Source organism: Mesorhizobium sp. M7D.F.Ca.US.004.03.1.1 (assembly GCF_003998635.1).
GTDB classification, from domain to species: domain Bacteria; phylum Pseudomonadota; class Alphaproteobacteria; order Rhizobiales; family Rhizobiaceae; genus Mesorhizobium; species Mesorhizobium loti.
The window spans coordinates 1-3,708 of sequence record NZ_RZQG01000605.1; the positions used below are offsets into that span (position 1 = coordinate 1).

At 57.0% G+C, this 3,708-nt stretch carries 1 protein-coding gene and 2 pseudogenes; all 3 read left to right on the forward strand.

Going from position 1 to position 3,708, the window contains the following annotated elements:
• Positions 1-623: 623 nt before the first annotated feature.
• Positions 624-1,044, forward strand: a pseudogene (locus EN935_RS42270) (transposase); the annotation flags it as partial.
• Positions 1,045-1,234: 190 nt separating this feature from the next.
• The gene (locus EN935_RS26270) at positions 1,235-2,641 is read left to right on the forward strand and encodes an aminotransferase (protein WP_063169303.1); all 1,407 of its coding nucleotides are present in this window, start codon (positions 1,235-1,237) and stop codon (positions 2,639-2,641) included.
• A gap of 753 nt (positions 2,642-3,394) precedes the next feature.
• Positions 3,395-3,708, forward strand: a pseudogene (locus EN935_RS42275) (autoinducer binding domain-containing protein); the annotation flags it as partial.

Here is a 3,708-nt window from a genome sequence, read left to right on the forward strand (position 1 = left end):
TGCACGTGCCGTTCAAGATGAAGGCCATCAAGCACGCGCTAGCCAATTGGCCGAGCGAATTTCATCGGCTTTCAAACGCTCAGCGTGGCGATGGCGCCAGGAGCTATGGCGAAAGCACCTATCGCGATCTCGGCTTATAATCGCCACCTAAAAGCACTTAGCCGCCCAAACATCCTCGCCATCCGCTGGCGGCGACTAGCCTTAGCAACGTCCGCCAGCGTGTTCCGAGCTTGCCGAGCGATGATAAGAAGAGCACGACGTCCGATTTGCTGAGTTTGGCTGAAAGCTGCAGGTCATGTGCAACCTATTAGAGGAGCCCCGCTCGAAGCGTCGGATCGTCAGACAAGATCATGTCGCGCGAGGGCGCTGGTTTCGCGAGGAAAAGGAGCGGCTGTTCGATGTTTGAGGCTTGATCCAGCGTTTCGAGACTGCACGAGCGGCCAGCATTGATGGAGGCAGCTTTTCAGGCCGCGCAATTCTGTCGGCTCGCCCCCTCCTGCGAGCCGCAGCTCGGCTCGCCCTGCGCAGCAACCACGAATTTGCGATCGCAAGAAAGGCAACACGCTGACGATAGAACTTGGCGGCGCTGGTCGGCTGCGAATCAAGATGTCAATGGCAAGGAGCTCTCGCCGCGCGTCTTTGCCGGGCCGAACCTTCTGGCTATGCTCCTTCGAGAAGTCTGCCGAGCACCAGCCGCCGCACCGCCAAAGCTATCAATATGCGCGAGGGCACGACCTCAGCCTCTCAGCGCTGGCCAACCAGGTTGGAGCCTGTGCCGCGGCACGGAACCCGCTGCCTGCTGATCGAGGCGAATGTGCTTTGCCCCTGATCACCTCATTACCACCCTTGGGAAGGGCAAGACCGATCCGGACCGTCAGAATGTAAGGGATGACCGGCAGTTCGGCGGAACATGGCCGCCGGCGCTCTATCGTGCCTCGCGCGGCCGGCGGGAACAGCGTCCCGAGCGCTATTCATCCGTCAATATCGCCCGCTAATCGGGCACTATGCTGGGCGCATGCGCGTCGTAAGCTGTTCGTGTTTGCAGGACGCGCCCCCGACCCTCGGCTAAGGCGAAGGTGACGCCTTAGTTTTCACGGCAATTCGGGCCGATCCCGCGAATTTCACGGCGAATAACCTGCATTCCCGAGAAACTCAAGGGACGTTTCCGGTATGCTATTTGCTAAACAGGTGGCTGGCCGAGTGCCCTCCGCCAATTTATCGCGAGGAGAGGGACATGCGCTTGAGCAATCTGGGAACCGAGCAACTCCGGGAGAAGGATAGAAGCTTCGTCTTCCATCCTTCTACGCATCTGGCCAAGCACAGCCGAGGCGAAACGCCAAATAGGATTATGGCCGGTGCGGAAGGCGTCTATATCTGGGACACCGAAGGCCGAAGGAGCCTCGACGGTTTCGGAGGACTCTACTGCGTCAACATGGGATATGGATGCACGGAGATCGCCGAGGCCATTGCCAGGCAAGCACACGAATTGCCGTTCGCGCACGTCTATGCCAGCCAAGGTACGGAGCCGGTCGCCCTGTTGGCAGAGGCCGTGGTCGAGTATTTCGGTCAGAACATGCGAAGGGTCTATTTCGGCCTCTCCGGTTCCGATGCCAACGAAACCAACATCAAGCTGGTCTGGTACTATAATAACATTCTTGGCCGGCCCGAAAAGAAAAAGATCATCTCGCGAAATCGCGGCTATCACGGGTCTGGATTGGTCACGGGTAGCCTAACTGGCCTTCCCTTCTTTCACAATTTCTTCGACCTGCCTCTGGATTTGGTGCGCCATACAACCACGCCGCACTATTACCGCCAGGCGCGTGTCGAGGAGAGCGAGGAAGCGTTCTCCCGGCGCTGTGCCGATGAGCTTGAAGCCTTGATCCTGGCCGAAGGACCGGAAACGGTTGCAGCTTTTATCGGAGAGCCGGTACTTGGGACAGGAGGTATTGTGCCGCCCCCCAAAGGGTACTGGACGTCCATTCAAGCGGTGCTCGACAAATACGATATCCTTCTAATCGCGGATGAAGTGGTCTGTGGCTTCGCGCGAACCGGCGAGAAGTTCGGTTCCCACCTGTATAACATGCGTCCGGATTTCGTGACCATCGCAAAGGGTTTGAGTTCCGCCTACCTCCCCATCTCCGGGTCAATCATTGGCGACCGTGTCTGGTCGGTTTTGGAACAAGGAACTGAGAAGCACGGCGCACTCGGCCACGGCTGGACATATTCGGGGCACACGCTTTGTGCCGCAGCCGCGCTCGCCAATATTCGACTGCTTAAAGAAAAAAATATTCTGGAGCATGTCCGCGATGTTGGACCGTATTGGCAAGACCGGATGAAGGCCGAGCTGGCGGGACATCCCATCGTTGGTGAAGTTCGCGGAGTGGGTATCCTGTCGGCCGTAGAGATGATGCGGGACCCAAAACAAAGGATACCATTCGAACCCGACCTTCAGGTCGGGGTGCGCACTGCAGCTGCTCTGTTTGAGAATGGTGTCATCGGACGGGCCATGCCGCATGGCGACATCCTCGGTTATGCCCCCCCCCTGATCATTACCCGAAAAGAGATCGACATCATTGTCGACGCGACGGTAAAGTCGGTCGATACCACCTATCGCGCGCTGAAGGCCGAGGGTGCCGTATGATTTTGCGATCGCGAAGGAGCGAGTCCGGAGGCAGGCATGTCCCTGCGCGCTACTGCGCCGAGCAGACCCAAAACTGTTGAATTCCAGATATCTGATCTTGAGCATGCTCCGGGCTATTTCAGTCACGATTTGTAACCGAATCAGTTCTGCCGCCGCTGTCCTGTTGCCCAACGACCAGGACCTCTGTGCGGCGCGCCCTGCGGGTGTACCTCCCCGCCGGCAGGGCGCCCTTTTTGACCCACGTAATCAGTATCATTATGGCCCGTGCGGGATCGAGGGTCTGGTAAAGGTCATCTGCACGTTCCGATGCAGATTGAGCTTAGACGTGCCCTTTACATCATTGCAGCGGGCCATAATCATTGCGGTGAATTTTATCACGTCAGGTATATAGAAGGACGATACTCACACGCCACCCCGTTCACAAGGAAAGGCATTTTAATATTGTTGAGACGATTTGCCTATCAAAGAAAAGAAAGCATCGCAACACTTCTTTGCGGATCACGGCGCCCCGGGTGGGGGATGAGCGGCTATCCGAATTGTTATGCTAATGCCGACCCAAATTCCTGCAAAAGCTGGGGTCAATGATGGCTTTTGGTCAGCGCAGGATGATTTCTCCTGATTTGGTCGGTGCAGGGGCGGTCATGATTTAATGCATGGAGATTCTCTGATTGAGCTGTTGAGATCATGAGGCGTCTGCCAGACGCCCATCGGGTGAGCCCAGCATGATTGGGATGACCGACGAAGATCGAAAGTGTGGCAGCATTCTGGAGCCCGGTCAGCCCAGCGACGCCCGCGAATTCAATCACGTTTGTCGGGACATACACGACGCAGCCGGAAGGCGTGCAGAAAGAGGAAGAATCGAGCGCGACGATGACGAGGCACATGCCACTTGTTTTCGAGACATTCCTTGAAAGACTGTCACAGAGTATCGATGAGGCAGATTTCCGGGATGCCATGGCTGAGGCGGCCGGACGACTTGACCTAATCTTCTTTGCCTACCTCTCCTTGCCAGCACGGCCTTCCGGCAAACCGAGGTTAATTTCAAACTATCCACCCCGCTGGACCAG